The sequence below is a fragment of the Paenibacillus sp. FSL M7-1046 genome, from assembly GCF_038007405.1.
Lineage (GTDB): Bacteria > Bacillota > Bacilli > Paenibacillales > Paenibacillaceae > Paenibacillus_AQ.
The window spans coordinates 3,836,782-3,853,526 of record NZ_JBBOXB010000001.1; the positions used below are offsets into that span (position 1 = coordinate 3,836,782).

At 51.1% G+C, this 16,745-nt stretch carries 12 protein-coding genes; 11 read left to right on the forward strand and 1 reads right to left on the reverse strand.

Translation table 11 applies throughout. The features are described 5' to 3' along the window. Positions 1–27: 27 nt before the first annotated feature. Entirely contained in the window at positions 28–3,375 is a 3,348-nt protein-coding gene (locus tag NYE29_RS16890) for a GH36-type glycosyl hydrolase domain-containing protein (RefSeq protein WP_340896850.1), read from the reverse strand. 398 nt (positions 3,376–3,773) lie between these two features. Between NYE29_RS16890 and NYE29_RS16895 the strand changes: the two genes are divergently transcribed. From NYE29_RS16895 to hemB, 11 genes are all read left to right on the forward strand, one after another. Beyond that, positions 3,774–4,718 (forward strand): ABC transporter permease, encoded by a 945-nt coding sequence (locus tag NYE29_RS16895; RefSeq protein WP_340899735.1) that lies wholly within the window; start codon positions 3,774–3,776, stop codon positions 4,716–4,718. Between the two features lie 28 nt (positions 4,719–4,746). Further along, positions 4,747–5,643: a carbohydrate ABC transporter permease gene (locus NYE29_RS16900; protein ID WP_038595743.1), complete on the forward strand. Its 897-nt coding sequence runs from the start codon at positions 4,747–4,749 to the stop codon at positions 5,641–5,643. A gap of 78 nt (positions 5,644–5,721) precedes the next feature. After that, positions 5,722–7,302, forward strand: coding sequence for an ABC transporter substrate-binding protein (locus NYE29_RS16905; protein ID WP_076114210.1), 1,581 nt, complete (start codon positions 5,722–5,724; stop codon positions 7,300–7,302). Between the two features lie 69 nt (positions 7,303–7,371). Further along, on the forward strand, positions 7,372–8,394 hold the full coding sequence (locus tag NYE29_RS16910; RefSeq protein WP_076114211.1) for a LacI family DNA-binding transcriptional regulator: 1,023 nt from the start codon (positions 7,372–7,374) through the stop codon (positions 8,392–8,394). Between the two features lie 358 nt (positions 8,395–8,752). Next, positions 8,753–10,144: a glutamyl-tRNA reductase gene (gene hemA / locus NYE29_RS16915; protein WP_340896851.1), complete on the forward strand. Its 1,392-nt coding sequence runs from the start codon at positions 8,753–8,755 to the stop codon at positions 10,142–10,144. Positions 10,145–10,149: 5 nt separating this feature from the next. Continuing rightward, entirely contained in the window at positions 10,150–10,977 is an 828-nt protein-coding gene (gene ccsA / locus NYE29_RS16920) for a cytochrome c biogenesis protein CcsA (protein ID WP_340899736.1), read from the forward strand. Between the two features lie 5 nt (positions 10,978–10,982). Further along, the gene (locus tag NYE29_RS16925) at positions 10,983–11,630 is read left to right on the forward strand and encodes a precorrin-2 dehydrogenase/sirohydrochlorin ferrochelatase family protein (protein ID WP_340896852.1); all 648 of its coding nucleotides are present in this window, start codon (positions 10,983–10,985) and stop codon (positions 11,628–11,630) included. 317 nt (positions 11,631–11,947) lie between these two features. Continuing rightward, positions 11,948–12,934 carry a hydroxymethylbilane synthase gene (gene hemC, locus NYE29_RS16930; protein WP_340899737.1) on the forward strand — a complete coding sequence of 329 codons (987 nt, stop codon included), beginning with the start codon at positions 11,948–11,950 and terminating at the stop codon, positions 12,932–12,934. A 5-nt stretch (positions 12,935–12,939) separates the two neighbouring features. After that, positions 12,940–14,487: a uroporphyrinogen-III C-methyltransferase gene (gene cobA, locus NYE29_RS16935; RefSeq protein ID WP_340899738.1), complete on the forward strand. Its 1,548-nt coding sequence runs from the start codon at positions 12,940–12,942 to the stop codon at positions 14,485–14,487. Between the two features lie 542 nt (positions 14,488–15,029). After that, on the forward strand, positions 15,030–15,365 hold the full coding sequence (locus NYE29_RS16940) for a hypothetical protein (RefSeq protein WP_340896853.1): 336 nt from the start codon (positions 15,030–15,032) through the stop codon (positions 15,363–15,365). Between the two features lie 370 nt (positions 15,366–15,735). Next, entirely contained in the window at positions 15,736–16,734 is a 999-nt protein-coding gene (gene hemB, locus NYE29_RS16945; RefSeq protein WP_076114071.1) for a porphobilinogen synthase, read from the forward strand. The last annotated feature ends 11 nt before the right edge of the window (positions 16,735–16,745 follow it).

Here is a 16,745-nt window from a genome sequence, read left to right on the forward strand (position 1 = left end):
CTCCTTCTTCATCGAGCGCATTGAAAGTTATTGGGATAAATAGATATGCAGTTCTTCGTCAGGCAGCGCAAGCACAGTGCTTGCAGGAATGCTAAGCGCACCCGGGCGATACGGATTGGACAGGATTTGGCCGGCAACGGCATTGCCCTCCGAACGCAGTTCCGGTGTGCGGGTGGAACCCGATCCGATATGATAAACAAATTGTAAGGTGCGTCCGAAGCATTGATAAGTGAAGCGCAGACCGTCCAGGCTGGCCGGAAGAACCGGATCAATAATCAGGCTGTCTGCCGTGAAGCGGATTCCCAGAATGCCCGAGATGAGCTGATTCAGGTAAATTCCGGGTCCGCTGGAATATAGCCGCCAGCCGCCTTTCACTTGGACGCTGCCGGTGCGCAGCTGATCGAAATTGTTGTGATAGCTGTAGCGGTCCGGGAAATCTCCGTCAGAACTGCTGAAATACATATTGCTCTGGCGGATTTTCGCATTGGGCACGCTCTCGCGGATATTGATCGGATTGATTTGGAACAGCCCTTCCCAGGCACGCTCGGCATCTCCGAGTTTAGCTGCCGCCTCAAGATAACGAATATGGGCATGCACGTATTGCAGGCTGATTTCACGGCCGACATTGGCGGCCTGCTCGGCACGCCGGAAAATGGTGCTTACGCCGCCTTCATAGCGGGCAGGACGGTCCATCAGGCGTACGCCATCCGGACATTTGAGATGCTCATCAATCAGGCGCAGATTCATATCCGCTTGTGCAGGGTCCACCAGTTCAGCAATGATGCTGCGTGTCATCGGCAGCAGGCGATACTGTATTCCGGTATTTTGGTCCAGCGGATGCAGCATGTATTCGATGGTTTCGGCGTCTTTGAAGTAAGCGAAGCCGGCAATAACCTCATCTTTAATGAGCAACGTCTGGAAAGAGACCTTCATCCGTTCTGCCATTTCAGCAAGCGACCTTGAGAACTCAGGGTCGAATGCCGTGACCTGCGACAGATTCCGGATGACCTGGAATGCCAAGGCAACGGTCCAGGCGCTGACCAGCTTCGTCTTCAGCGCTTCATCGGCAGGCTGCAGGGTATCATCCCAGTCACCGCCGGCATAGGAGATGAGGGCTGTTCCAGGCAGGAAGCGCTTGCAGATTGTGTCCACGGCTGCCTTGACATGCTCCAGCACGGATTCCGACTCCCGGGTAGGCAGGGCATCTGCCAGATAGTGATAGACTACCTCTTCTTGGAAAATAGAACTGTCCCCGGTAGCCATTACATAGTCGGCAATGCATTTAAGCGGCCAAAGCACGACATCGCCATGCCATTCAGGGGATTGGACAGGGTGCTGGTCGAACATAAACCATTGCGGCCACTCCCGGCTCTCCCACAGCTGGTGGGCAAAAATCTCCAAAAGAACATTTCTGGCCAACTCATAATGCTGGGTCATCAGGAAATATTCCATCGGCCCCTGACATACATCCCGCGTGCCCCATGCGGCTCCGCCTGGCTGTTCAAGTCCGTGCGGCACAATAAAATGGACCATTGCATTATGCGTATACCACCATGCGGTTTCGTTCAATTTATCAATCTGTACCTGTTCGGCACCCTCGATCTGTAAGCAGAAACGGGAACTGAAGGCTTCGTAGAATTCTCTGTACAATGTTACTTCAGCTTCAAAGCTGTAAGGAGCCAGCGGCACACTTTCCTTGTCCTCCAGCCTTCCTTGCATGACTAGCTGGAAGCTTGAGGACTGTTCTACGGAAAGGGTAAGCAGCGTACCGTTGCGCGGCTTGCCGTCTTCAAAGAATATCCGGTCGTCACTGAATTTGAAAGCGGTATCAGGTAATTGAATGTCATAATGCAGGCCGGGATAAGGATGGTTCCGCCAAGCGTCTTCATCTGGTTGAACACGGATAATTCCGTCTGCAGCGCTGACTCTCACCGGATGCTGGAATTCATGCTCACCCATAACCAGCTGGTTGGTAATCAGGTAATCGTAGGATTTTCCGAGCTTTGATTGTACCTGAAGCACAATATCCGGTTGATTGGCGGCAGCAAAGGTGGTGATCGTTAACGTATCATGCTCCAGCTTGTAATGCCATTTGGCAAAATTCACACCCATCTCATAAGCAGCCGGCAGCGTAAGAATCCGGTAGACGCCATCCTGGCGGATATAAATACGCTGTCCTGTGTTCTTGAGAATATTGAGCAGGCCGCGCGGCGTGGAGAGAAGCTTATGGAAAGAAGTATTGCCCGCCACCGTCTGACCGTTGAAAATACCGTACATGTAATTGGTGGACGTAATCAGCTTGTTGTTGACCTGTGTGTCATCCATCAGGGTGGTAATGATATGTCCGTGCGGGCGTTCAACAAGCAGTTCCTTGGGCTGCAGCACGACATGGACGTGGTCATTAGTAAAGAAGGACAACAGTTTACCATCCTCGTATTCCTCGAGCTTCCGCTCAGGGAACGCGGCATCAATCTCGGCTTGTGACCACTGCGGAGAGACGTAAGGACCCCCGATTTCAGTACTGAGCGTGACCGTTTCTCCCTCTTGTACAGCGTCGCTCAGGTTCCAGTCTATGGAGGCATAAGCTTCCTGAAGGCGGGACCCAAACTCAAGAGATGTTACTGCGGCGGGATGAGTCTGGCAGAACAGGCCGTAGAAGGCAAAATCAACGGTTCCAGCCAGCTTCATTTGCTCTGTTTGCAGACCGGTATAAGCCAGCTCATATTGAACATTTTGATTCGGAAGGCCGCTTTCCAGTACTTGAGGAACATTTAGGGCTTTATAAGATAAGCCAAAAAACTGCGTGCCATCCGTTGAATAGCCGACGGCTTTAGTTTGAAGCACACCTTGCTGCAGATAGGGGAAAGCTGCGCCCTGAGGCTGGTTTTGGCGTGAGCATACGGCGTAACCGTTAGGCCCCTCCCAAATGCTGTGATCCAGGTACTGGCTCATATAGAGCTCATTGGACAGCACGCCGCCTTTTTCAGCGACACCGAGATCCTGTCCATAAATGACATCAACCGTTTCTCCGTTTCCGGAGAGCTGGATATGCCAGAACCAGATGCCATCAGCGGCAGGAGAGAATGTAACACGGTAATCAATAGCCTCTATCCGGCCTTGGTAAATAAGTCTTTCGTGATTGTACAATAGTTTGGAGCGGGAGCGGATTCCCAGCAAGGGATAGCTTTCAATGCCTTGTGCCGTATGCACGCGAAGATAAATATTATTGGCCGAACCATCCATAGAATTGCCCTGGAACTGATTGATGAGGAATGGCCCATTGGAGAATTCGAAGATGTCGCCTGTTGGCAAGAAAGTGTACTTGGATTCATCGAGTGTAAAGGTAATCATGTTGGATTGTGGTCTGAAAATCATAAGAACCCTCGCTTTCCACTACATGGATAGGACATGAAATTGAACGGATAGGGGAGTTCAAATCAAATGTCATCAAGGGCATGCATTTTCACCAAAAAAGATAATAGAAACGTTTCCATGTTAGGTATACCTCGATATTAGTCTCGTGGCTAAAAAATGTCAATCATCTTTGAAATAATTATTGTTTCGAAACATTTAGGACCGTATATATAATTAATGTACTTGAAATTCGAAAAAAAATTCAATTGACAGCGCATACATTTTAAGAGTATGCTCTTCGCAAGGGGAGTTTCAAAAAAATGATGGAAACGTTTCTATACCCTTCAGTATACCTTTTATTGTGATTGAGAGGCGTCTGAATTTATTCCATTGGTGTGAATGCATCGTTCAAATTGGAGGTGGGCCTATTGGCAAGAATTATGCGAACTGGTGGAAATATCGGCCGGGAATTGATGAAGAACAAAGTTCTTTTCCTCATGCTGCTGCCCGTGCTTCTGTATTTCCTGATCTTCCACTATGCGGTAATGCCCGGAGCTTATGTCGCATTTGTGGATTACAAACTTAACAAGGGGATCTTCGGAAGCGATTTTATCGGCCTGAAGAACTTCGAATTCCTGGTTCAAAATGGTGATCTCTGGAATATCACCAAGAATACCCTGCTGTACAATGTGGCTTTCCTTGTCTTGGGGAATATCATTCAAATTGTGTTTGCCATTATGCTGTCGGAGATAACGGGCAAATGGTTCAAGAAGATCTCCCAGTCGGTGATTCTCCTCCCGAACTTTATTTCAATGGTTATCGTGGGGGTATTTGCTTACAACCTATTCAATTTTAACTCCGGTTTTATCAATACGATGTTGGCCGGCGCCGGGCTGGACCGCCACGAGTTCTACTCCGATGCAGGCATTTGGAAATACATTATTGTCGCCTTCAAAATCTGGGCCAGTACCGGATACGGCATGATTATCTATCTGGCAGCCATAACAGGGATCAACCATGATTTGTATGAAGCTGCTTACATGGACGGTGCTACTACCTGGCAACGGATACGCTACATGACCTTGCCGATTCTGAAGCCAACCTTTATTCTGCTTCTGCTGTTCGGAATGGGCGGGATTCTCAAAGGCTCCTTTGACCTGTTCTATAATCTGATCGGGACGAATTCCGTGCTGTATCCGCAGACGGATATCATTGATACTTATGTCTTCCGCTCATTGGTGGGGCAATTCAACTTCTCCATGGGAGCCGCTGTTGGCTTCTACCAATCCTTGTTCGGGCTGATTCTGGTGCTTGTGGTGAACTTTATTGTGCGCAAGGTCGAGCCTGACAGCGCATTATTCTAAGATTCAGAATGAAACAGGGGTGATGATAATGGAAAAGAAAGCAGTCAAACAAGATGTCGGCAGTATCTTCATTAAAGCCATCAGCTATTTGTGCATCACAATCTTTGCGCTGATTTGTTTATTTCCTTTTGCGCTGATGATCACTTCCTCATTTATGAACGAGCAGGAAATTGTCCGCGAAGGCTACAAGCTGCTGCCCAAAGAATTTTCCTTCAAGTCTTATGAGTTGCTGCTTAACAACTCTACAAATCTCATCAATGCTTATCAGGTAACTATTTTTATCACTGTAGTGGGTACGGTGCTTGGACTGTTTATGATGTCGATGGCCGGCTTTGTGCTCAACCGCAAGGATTTCAAGTACCGCAATTTCTTCTCCTTCCTGATTTACTTTACGACGCTCTTCAGCGGCGGCTTGATTCCAACGTATATCCTGATGGTCAAGCATCTTCATATGAAGGATAACTTGTTCGCCATGATCCTGCCGGCTGTGGTCGGCGCCTGGTCGATCTTCCTGATGCGCAATTTCATGAAGGCGATTCCGGATTCCTTATATGAATCCGCTACCATTGACGGTGCCGGCGATTTCCGCATCTACTGGCGGATTTTCATTCCCTTGGCGGTTCCATCCTTGGCCACCATTGGACTGTTCTCGGCGCTGGGCTTTTGGAATGAGTGGTACAACGGGATGTTGTATATGGATAGCCCGACTAAATATCCGTTGCAATACTTTTTGCAGCGAATGGTTAATCAGACCAACCTTGGGACTATGATCAACTCGGGGGCAGTGATTAATTCAGCCGATCTTCCTACGCAATCTATCAAGATGGCTACAGCTGTTCTGGCCACAGGGCCAATTATTCTCCTCTACCCGTTTGTGCAGCGTTATTTTGTAACAGGGCTTACCGTCGGGGCAGTAAAAGGTTAATGGACGTGTTCTCTTAAGAGAGGCGTTTATTATAAATGAAGGTTTTTATAAACAGACAAGAAAAGGGAGGCTTACCTGATGAAAGGTAAAAAAATCGCGTCTTCTTTAATGGCAGTCCTCATGCTTGCCGGGGTATTGACAGCCTGTACGTCCAAGAACAACAACAATGAGTCAAGCACTTCTCCAACGGATTCCGGAAAGTCGGAAACTACTGCAAATACGGGTGGAGTGGACACTTCCAAGGAAGCCAAGCTGACGTACTACCTGTGGGGCAGTGAAGGGGTTAACAACAAGGCAATCCTTGGCGAGATCAACAAGAAGCTCAAGGCAGATCTGAATGCAAGCATTGAAGTGAAGTACATTGACTGGCCGGATACGGCTACCAAGTACCCGTTATTATTTGCTTCCGGTGAAAATTTTGATATGTCCCACGCCTCTCCCGGAGCACCAGTTTCCTATTTTACATTAGCCAGTGAAGGCGCACTTGTGGACATCACGGAGATGCTGGACAAGGTTGCTCCTAAGCTGAAGGCGGAAATTCCTGCAACTGTCTGGGAGAACACGAAATACAAAGGCAAAATTTATGGAGTTCCGAGTCTTTACAGTGAATACACACCTACCGGTTTTGCTTATCGTTCTGATCTGCTGAAGAAATACGGCATGGAAAAAATCAGTTCAATAGATGATATGGTGAAGTATATGGATAATGTTGTAGCTAACGAATCCTTCACGCCGATCAACGGCAAGGCTGAAGATGCGCAGAATATGTTCAGAATGCTGGTCGATACCACGGATATGTGGCTTAACGCCCCTGGTATTTCTCTGAATGAACTGAATCTGGTGACCAAGAGTCCGGAGGACTTCAAAACCGTCTTCCATCCGGCCTACACCCAGGAATTTGAAGACTGGGCTGTGAAAATGCGTGAATGGGCGGATAAAGGATATTGGGGTAAAGATGTGCTGTCCGCAACCATGGGCGGGAAAGAGAATTTTAGAGCGGGAAACTCTGCAGGTTATTTGACTCATGCCCAAGACTGGATCGGCCAGTATGGAGCGGATATCAAGGCACAACCTGAATCAGATCCTTACTTCTTCACTTTCGCTGAAGCCAACAAGAAAATCAAACGTAAGATGGGCGTGGACAACTCGACCGTAATCAGCACAAATTCGGCTAATCCGGAACGCGCACTGATGGTGATTGAGAAGTTTATGACCGATGAGAGCTATTACAACCTTATTCAATACGGGATTGAAGGCAAACAATATGTCATTGAAGACGGCATCAAGAAATTCCCTCCAGGCTACAATGAAAAAACGGATGCCGGCGGCTTCTCGGCCTGGTCACTCAGAAATGACAAGTTCGTTGTTCCGAGTGATACCGAAAACCCTATCCGCAACTCCTTGTTCGCTGAATGGGATAAAGTGGCGATCGATGATCCGTACAACGGATTCAGCTTCGATCCGTCGAATGTGACTACAGAAATCGCTTCAATCTCCAACGTGAATTCACAGCTTGGTATCCAGCTGATGCTTGGCAAAACTAGCCAGGAGCCTAAAAAAGCAGTTGCAGAATACCGCGAACAGTTGAAAAAAGCAGGAATTGACAAGGTCATTGCCGAAGTACAGAAACAATTAGCAGAATTTGTTCCTGTCAACTAAAGGAATGCTATAAGGCGTAAGGGAGCTATAATTACTTATAGCTCCTTTACCCATAGATGGGGGAGTACAGTGGACGTAAATATCAAGGATATCGCGCGGATTTCCGGTGTCGGCATCTCAACAGTCTCGCGGGTAATCAACAACAAAGGGCTGGTGAGCAAGGCGACAAGAGAGAAGGTTCTAAGTGTGGTCAGGGAATATAATTATGTTCCCAATTCCAACGCGCGGAATTTGAAAACCACGGAATCCAAGAACATTGCACTTATGGTCAAGGGGATTACCAATCCTTTCTTTTCCAATATGATCAAAGAAATTGAACGGCAGGTTAATTTGCGGGGTTACCCGTTTCTCATTCAACAGGTGGAGGATGGAACGGATGAAATCAAAGCGGCCATTCAACTGGTGAAGGAAAAGAATCTCTGCGGGATTATCTTTATGGGCGGAACGTATAATCATTCCGAAGAAAAGTTCAAACAGCTGACGATTCCTTTTGTGCTGACGACGATTACCTCAACCCAGAAGGTGGACCCCTCCGTATTTTCCAGTGTGATCATTGATGAATTGAAGGAAGCCTATAAGGCGACCAATTACTTAATCTCACTCGGGCATACGAATATCGGGTTTCTGGCTAAGTCCCCTTTATTGGACGAAACCACAGGTAACCGCCGGCACTTGGGCTACAAAAAAGCACTGGAAGAGCATAATTTGCCTTACGATGCTCAATTGGTCGAGGATTGTGAATACAGTCCAAGCTCCGGATTTAATGCCGCGCGAAGACTGTTCAACAAGAATAAGGGAGTTACGGCTATTTTTGCAGCCTCCGATACCATTGCGATTGGTGCGGCCAAAGCTGTGCTTACCGCCGGGTTGTCTATTCCGGGCGACATCTCGATCCTTGGCTTTGATGGTATTGAGATGGCTGAGTATTATCATCCCTCTCTGGATACAATCAGCCAACCGGGCACGGAAATGGCATTATCAAGTGTGGGCGTTCTCTTTGACCTCATCTCGGGACAGTCAAACAACCAGCATATTGTCTACGATGCGGTATTGCTCAAACGCGGCTCTTGCCGGATGATCAAGGATTATTAGGGTGAGTTTGCGGCGGAGAAGCTGTCACAGTCATTGCGGAAGTCTGATGCGGAATATGGAATATCTCAAAGATTGTTGTTAAAGGAGCAGGTAAAGCGCTGCTCCTTTTTGCTATAAAAAAACATTATAATTATTCTGAAAAAAAACCATCATAAACGATAGCACTTCTTCGGGGTTTTATTTATAATAATTATTATCTGGATGTCATAAATAGTTCAAAGGTTTTGTAAAAAGCCCTATTTCCTTGTGATATACTTAACACAGCGATTTCGGATGTTGTGTATGACATACCTTTAAATATGGATAAACAGTGATAGTGCCTACACCACTGATTAGAGACTAGGATGGTGAACAAGCGATGCATATTGTCGTCGTTGGCCTGAATTACCGTACGGCTCCCGTAGAGGTGAGAGAGCAGTTCGCTTTTGCGGAGAAGGATCTGCCTGCGGCGCTCCATGAACTGATGCAGACCAAGAGCGTTCTGGAGGGGGTTGTCGTCGCCACCTGTAACCGGACGGAAATTTATGTGGTCGTGGACCGCCTTCATATGTGCGGATACTTCATCCGCAGTTTTATGGAGCAGTGGTTCAATGTAAAGAGTGAACAATTTGCACAGCATATGTATATATATGAAGATGAGCAGGCAATTGCCCATTTGTTCCGTGTGACCTGCGGTTTAGATTCCATGGTGATTGGTGAGACGCAGATCCTGGGACAGGTGCGCAATTCTTTTTTGACTGCCCAAGCAGAAGGCGTGACCGGCACATGGTTCAACCAGCTGTTCAAGCAGGCTGTGACGCTTGGCAAACGTGCGCATAGTGAAACTTCGATCGGCGAAAGCGCGGTTTCGGTCAGCTATGCGGCGGTGGAGCTGGGCAAGCGTATTTTCGGCATGTTCACCGGCAAAAGAGTGCTGATTCTCGGCGCCGGCAAAATGAGCGAGCTTACGGTGAAGCATCTGTACAGCAGCGGGGCGGCAGAGGTTATTGTTGCCAACCGCACGTTGTCGCGGGCGATAGAGCTGGCTGAGAAGTTCTCGGGCAAGCCGAGCACGATTGACGAAGCTTTGAAGCATCTCGATGAAGTGGATATTGTCATCAGCTCTACTGGCGCTGACGGTTTTGTGCTGACAGCGGATCAGGTGGCTGCCGGCATGAAGCGCCGTCCTTCGCGGCCGCTGTTCATGATTGATATTGCCGTTCCGCGTGATATTGATCCGGCGGCGGCAAGTGTGCCGGATGTGTTCCTGTATGACATTGATGATCTGGAAGGCATCGTCGAGAGCAATCTGGAGATGCGCCGCAGTGAAGCGGCCAAGATCGAGGTCATGATCGCAGAAGAGATGGAAGAATTCCAGGTATGGCTGAAGACGCTTGGCGTCAGACCGGTCATCCGCGCGCTTCAGGACAAATCGAACGGAATTTATGAAGAAACTATGGATAGTCTGTTCAACAAGCTGCCCGAGCTGGACGAGCACCAGCGCAAGGTGATCCGCCGCCTGACGAAAAGTATTGTGAACCAGATGATGCATGATCCGATCAATGTGATTAAGGAACTGTCCGGCGGCAAGCAGGGTAGTGAGGCACTTGATTATTTCACGCAAATCTTTGCACTTCAGGAGCAGCTGGGAACCGATCCGGACGGCGGCAGCCCTGCACCGGCTGAGCGGACTGACAATGAACGTTCTTCAAGCATCGACTTCAACGTGCCTAAGACGGTGTTTGCTCCGGCAGGCCTGCTGGGCGGGTGAAGAACATGCAACTGCTGAACGGAATATATGATACCGCTCTGCTGCTATATGCCCTGAGCCTGCTGTTTATTTTCTCGGATTGCCTTCGGCGTAATCCGGGCGGGAAGCGGCTAGGCACGGGGCTTCTTGTCGTTGTGGGACTGTTGCAGTCTGCCGGGCTTGCGATCCGGTTCTCCCAGGAGGGAGGACTGCCTATTTTCACCCCTTATGATTTCCTGTTCTGGTTCTCATTCAGTATCGTGCTGACTTCGCTTGCGGTGGCGTACACGCGCGGAGGTGAATTCACCATCCTGCTGCTCAGCGGAGCGGGCTTCAGTGTGTTCCTGCTGAACCGGGTATGGCTGACGGCTGCGGATCATGGCCTGGAGAGCTGGAGTGCGGTGCACGGATGGCTGGCAATGCACATTATTTTAGCTAATTTGAGCTTTGGCGCACTGACACTGGGTGCGGTATTTGCGATAATGTATCTGTTCCTGCACAGTAAGCTGAAGAGCAAGAAATGGGATGACCGCGTCCGGCGTCTGCCTAGTCTGGAAACGATGGACAAATATTCGTATACATCAATCCTCGCGGGGGTTCCCCTGCTGAGCGTATCGCTTGTACTGGCGGGCATGTCCATTATCGCAGAGGGGCGGACCCCGCTGTTCCAGGATCCCAAGGTGCTGACTACACTTGTCGGGCTTGGGATTTACATAACCTATATCTTGCTGAAGCGGTCCGGCCGAAGAAGCGGGACGGTTATGGCCCGCTGGGCGATTTCGGGATACGGCTTCATTATCCTGAATTTTCTGCTGAATTCATGGTCTGATTTCCACGGCTGGGGCGGGAAGTGATGAACATGGTGAATTATTTTCCGGTCATGCTGGATTTGCAGGGTCAACGGGTAGTGGTGATCGGCGGCGGGGCCGTTACCGAGCGTAAAGTAGGTCCGCTGCTGGAAGCGGGAGCGGCGGTGACCGTTGTCAGCCCCTCGTTAACGGAGAAGCTTAGCGAATTTGCAGAGAAGGGCATGCTAATCTGGATTAGCCGCCCTTATACTCCCGGGGATCTTGAGGGGGCCTTCCTGGTCTATGCCGCCAGCAGTGATGCGGCGGTTAATGAAGCAGTTGCACGCGAGGCCAAGGCTTTGGGCCTTCCGGTGAATGTGGCCAGCCATGCCGAGGCGGGGAACTTCATTACTCCCGGCGTGCTTCGCCGGGGGCGTCTGACGGTGGCCGTATCGACTTCGGGCGCTGGTCCTGGTGTGGCTGCGAAGATTACGGAGCAGGTTGCGGAGATGCTGGGCGAGGAATACGAGCCGTACCTGGATTTTTTGCATGCGCTGCGGGTAGAGATCAAGCGGAAGGAGCCTTCAGCCGCGGTCCGTACCCGGCTTCTGCGCAAGCTGGCCCATCTGGACGTGTTGGATGAGATCAGACAGGGTACTTTTAAAGAGTGGAGCCCGGAGACGGTTCAGGTCTGGATTGCCGCTAACCGTGAGGCGTAGGTATGTTGAAGATCCGGGAACGTTGGGCTGACTGCTGAAGAAGGCACAAGTTGCTGGTAGAAGTGAAAAACCTGCCAGAATGGTTCGGGAGTATCCATTGGTGGCCGAATCCGGGGAAACGCCGGGTAATTGACCGGAATGCGGCTGAACCAAGCCTTGCGGATGCGGTTGTAAAAAGCAACTCATGGGTAAGTTCCGCTGATCTTGGGGGCAAATGCGAGAATTTTAAGGAACGGCAGGCATGCCGCAGATTGTATAAGAGTAGTATGATTGTGAGAGCAGCAAGGCACATGCAGGTTACCGGGAGGAATGTAAATATGCGCAAGATTATTGTAGGCAGCAGACAAAGCGCGCTCGCGCTGACACAGACGGGGCATGTCATCGCCGATCTGGAGCGTCTGAGTGAGGAGCACGGCTTCGGCTTCACCTTTGAAGTGCACCGGATTGTCACCAAAGGCGACCGGATTCTGGACGTTACCTTGTCCAAAGTGGGCGGCAAAGGGTTGTTCGTAAAGGAAATTGAGCAGGCCATGCTGGCCAAAGAGATCGATATGGCTGTACATAGTATGAAGGATATGCCCTCTGAACTGCCGGAAGGGCTGATTAACGGTGCTGTGCCGCGACGGGTCGATCCGCGCGACTGCCTAATCGCCACCGGAGCCGCTAGTCTGGATGAGCTGCCGCAGGGTGCGCGCGTCGGCACCAGCAGCCTGCGCCGTTCCAGCCAGCTTGCCGCACTGCGGCCTGATCTGGACATCCAGCCGGTGCGCGGCAACATTGACTCACGGCTGAAGAAGCTGGAGAGCGGCGAATTCGACGCGATCCTGCTGGCGGCTGCGGGCCTCTCACGTATGGGCTGGGAGGACCGGGTAACGGCTTATCTGCCGCCGGAGGTCTGCCTGCCTGCTGTAGGGCAGGGAGCACTCGGCATCGAATGCCGGGAGGATGACGCCGAGCTGCGGAAGCTGCTGGCACTTTATAATGATGAGCATACGGCCCTTACAGTGGCGGCGGAACGGACGTTTCTTGGCGCACTGAACGGCGGCTGCCAGGTGCCGATCGGCGCTTTTGCGGTACTGGGAGCAGAAGACAGTGGAACTGAATCCAATGAATTAGCAGGTGCTGCTGCACCGGATTCTACCCGCCGGGTCATCACATTGACCGGCATGGTGGGAATGCCGGATGGCTCAGTGATCCTGAAGGAAACCTGCACCGGGGAAGATCCGGTTCAGCTTGGCGAAGAGGTCGCCAGGAAGCTTATTGCCCGGGGAGCGGAGAAGATTTTGGCGGATGTAAGGGGATGATGGAGATGAAGGGGAAAGTCTATCTTGTAGGTGCAGGTCCAGGGGACGCCAAGCTGATTACGGTGAAAGGCCTGGAGTGCATCCAGAAGGCGGATGTGCTGGTATACGACCGGCTGGCCAGCCCGAGGTTGCTGAAACATATGAAGTCCGGCGGAGAAAAAATATACGTAGGCAAGCTGCCTGACCGCCATACGATGAAGCAGGAGGAAATCAACCAGCTGCTCGTCGATCTGGCGCTTGAGGGAAAGACGGTCGTGCGGCTGAAGGGCGGGGACCCGACGATTTTTGGCCGTGTGGGTGAAGAAGCGGAGCTGCTGCGCAGACATGGCATTTATTATGAGATCGTGCCGGGCATTACCTCGGCGATCAGCGTGCCGGCATATGCCGGCATTCCGGTGACTCACCGGGATTATGCTTCCTCACTCTCGATTATTACCGGACATGAAAGTCCGGATAAGCTGGATCATTCCATTCATTGGGATAAGGTGACGAATGCTACGGGAACACTGGTGTTTCTGATGGGCGTTGCCAAAATCGGCTATATCAGCGCCCAACTGATCAAACACGGGCGGCCGCCGGAAACGCCGGTCGCGCTTGTCCGCTGGGGCACGCGTGCGGATCAGGAGACACTGATCGGGACACTCGCCGACATTGAGGCGAAGGTAAAGGCGGCGGATTTCCAGCCGCCTGCCGTCATCGTCGTCGGCGACGTGGTGCTGCAGCGCCAGCAGCTGATGTGGGTAGAAGCGCTGCCGCTGTTCGGCAAGCGCATTGTGGTTACACGGGCCCGCAGCCAGGCCAGCGAGCTGGTGGACCGGATCGAGGAACTGGGCGGCGAGCCGTACGAGTTCCCGGTCATTGAGACGGTCATGCCGGAAGGCGCAGAGAAGAAGGCCAAGATTGCAGAAGCGCTCGGCGCGTTATCCGCATACGACTGGGTCTTCTTCACGAGCGCGAACGGCGTGGAGTTTTTTTGGCGTCACCTGGCGGAGCTCAAGGTGGACATCCGCGGCCTGCACCGCGCGCGCATCGGCGCGGTGGGACCGGCCACAGCCGCGGCGCTGGCCCAGCGCGGGCTGGTGGCTGAGGAGCTGCCTGGAGTCTTCCAGGCAGAGGGGCTGATCGAAGCCTTCGGCTCCAGGCTGCTGCCTGGGCAGAAGGTGCTGCTGCCACGCGGCGACCTCGCGCGCGAGTGGCTGCCGGACAAGCTGAGGGAGCTGGGGCTGGAAGTGACCGAAGTGGACACCTACGAGACGGTGGTCACCGGCGAGGATGACATCGAGCTGCTTAAGCTGCTGGAGGAGAAGCGGATTCACGCGGTTACCTTCACCAGCTCTTCGACAGTGCGTAACTTCATCAGCATCCTGAAGCGGATGGGGCTTGAAGATCCGCTTCCGCTGCTGGCGGGCGTGAAGATTGCCTGCATCGGCCTCGTGACCGAAAAGACAGCCGTAGAAGCCGGTCTGACCCCGGGATTGCTCCCCGGCGAGGCGACGATCGAGGGATTGGTACAGGAGCTGTGCCGCTGGAATGAAGGAACGCGGCTGCGATAATCATTTAATGGCTGGCGGACGAGTAGGGAAATCTAACTTAGCTGCACTTTGTACAACAAAAGTAGGCTTAAACCCCTCATAAGGATGGTTAGTTGTATTCTGTACAGCTAAATTTGCCCATTTAAGCGGAAATTCGCTATTTCGGTGATTTTAGTTGTATGAAGTACAGTTAGGCGGCAAAACAGCGGGCATATTGTGAAATTAGTTGCAGAGAATGCAGTTAGCGCAATCTGCCTGTGTTTGTCTGAGTTCGCTTAGTTGCTTAGTTGCTTGGTTAGCTTAGTTTGCTGGGTTAGCTGGGTTAGCTGGGTTAGCTGGGTTTGCTTGGTTTGCTGGGTTAGCTGGGTTAGCTGGGTTAGCTTAGTTTGCTGGGTTAGCTTGGTTACTTGGTTACTTGGTTACTTGGTTAGCTGGGTTAGCTGGGTTAGCTGGGTTAGCTGGGTTAGCTTAGTTTGCTTGGTTTGCTTGGTTTGCTGGGTTTGCTGGGTTTGCTGGGTTTGCTGGGTTAGCTGGGTTAGCTGGGTTAGCTGGGTTAGCTGGGTTTGCTTGGTTTGCTTGGTTTGCTTGGTTTGCTTGGTTTGCTTGGTTTGCTTGGTTTGCTTGGTTTGCTTGGTTTGCTTGGTTTGCTTGGTTTGCTTGGTTTGCTTGGTTTGCTTGGTTTGCTTGGTTTGCTTGGTTTGCTTGGTTTGCTTGGTTTGCTTGGTTTGCTTGGTTTGCTTGGTTTGCTTGGTTTGCTTGGTTTGCTTGGTTTGCTTGGTTTGCTTGGTTTGCTTGGTTTGCTTGGTTTGCTTGGTTTGCTTGGTTTGCTTGGTTTGCTTGGTTTGCTTGGTTTGCTTGGTTTGCTTGGTTTGCTTGGTTTGCTGTGTTTGCTGGGTTAGCTGTGTTTGCTGGATTAGCTTAGTTTGCTGGGTTAGCTTAGTTTGCTGGGTTAGCTTGGTTTACTTGGTTTACTTGGTTTGCTTGGTTTGCTGGGTTAGCTTAGTTTGCTGGGTTAGCTTGGTTAGCTTAGTTGCTTGGTTAGCTTAGTTTGCTTGGTTGCTTAGTTGCTGGGTTAGCTTAGTTTGCTTGGTTTACCCTTTGATTGCCTGTATTTATCTGAGTTACTCTGAGTTCACCTCAGTCCGACCGGGTTCGTCTGTGACTACATGAATGCCCCTTCCCGGGTCTCATTCAGTTCACAGCTGGGCTAATGTTCAATAGATCACTTAACTTATGTGTTTATATATCTACTATACAGGAGGATGTCCAATGAGTTTTCCAATTACACGGCACCGCCGTCTGCGCGGGACAGCCGGAATTCGCGGAATGGTGCGTGAGACGATATTAAATACGCTGGATTTCATCCAGCCGATTTTTGTTACCTATGGAACAGGTGTGAAGAATGAGATCGGCTCCATGCCGGGTGTGTATCATTTCTCGCTCGACATGCTGAAGGCCGAAGTGGATGAGATTGCTGCACTGGGCATTCCTGCTGTGCTGCTGTTTGGCATTCCTGAGACCAAGGATGCGATCGGTTCATCTGGTTTTGCCGATGACGGCATCGTGCAGGAAGCTACGCGGCTGATCAAGCAGTGGTACCCTGAGCTGCTGGTCGTTGCCGATACCTGCCTTTGTGAATTCACCGATCACGGCCACTGCGGGATGGTTCATACCCATACAGTAGATGGTGTCGTACACGGCGATGTCATCAACGATGCTTCGCTTGAGCTGCTGACCCGTACAGCGGTATCGCAGGCCAAGGCCGGGGCGGACATTATCGCACCTTCCAACATGATGGATGGTTTCGTGCAGGCGATCCGCACCGGACTGGATGAGAATGGCTTCGAGCATGTGCCGATTATGTCCTATTCGGTAAAATATGCTTCGGCCTTCTACGGCCCGTTCCGTGAAGCTGCTGACTCTGCTCCGCAGTTCGGCAACCGCAAAACCTACCAGATGGACCCGGCCAATCTGCGGGAAGCGATCCGCGAAGCGGATTCGGATGTGCTGGAAGGTGCGGATATGCTGATGGTGAAACCGGCGCTGGCTTATCTGGATGTCATCCGGACCATCCGCGACCAGTTCGATCTGCCGCTGGTTGCCTACAATGTGAGCGGAGAATACTCCATGGTCAAAGCGGCGGCGCTGCAGGGCTGGATCGACGAGCAGGCGGTAGTACTGGAAATGTTGACCGGCATGAAGCGTGCAGGAGCGGATATTATCATTACCTATTTTGCCAAGGATGCGGCACGCTGGCTGCAGGGCTAAACTAATCAAGA